The organism is Hungatella sp. SL.1.14 (assembly GCF_024460495.1).
GTDB classification, from domain to species: Bacteria; Bacillota; Clostridia; order Lachnospirales; family Lachnospiraceae; genus Hungatella; species Hungatella hathewayi.
Genome location: NZ_JANFYJ010000226.1, coordinates 1 through 318 on the forward strand (window position 1 = coordinate 1; position 318 = coordinate 318).

Sequence of the window (318 nt, forward strand, 5' to 3'; positions counted from 1 at the left end):
CATGAAAGGTGCAGCCGACGAATTCCTTGAAAAGCCGGCAGAAATGAAATTTGCTGAAGCCGGTATAGGAAGCGATATACTCCAGCCGGAGCGGTTCCGTACAGTGCAGATTGATGTAATAGCTGATATCTGCAAATTTTTCGGCATACTGAAGCTTTTGCTCCGGTTTATAGCGGTCCGTCTGCAGATTATTGATATCCTGTCTTCCCAGAGTTACGAAAAAGCTTGTGAACAGGCTGTGGATCGAAGCATCGTAGAATAAATCCTTTTTGTTATACTCCTCTTCAATCAGCAGCAGATAGTTTCTTAATGTCCGGG

General features: G+C 44.3%; 1 pseudogene. It reads right to left on the reverse strand.

Annotation, left to right across the window (positions count from 1 at the left end):
* Positions 1–318 (reverse strand): annotated as a pseudogene (locus NE473_RS30780) (AraC family transcriptional regulator); the annotation flags it as partial.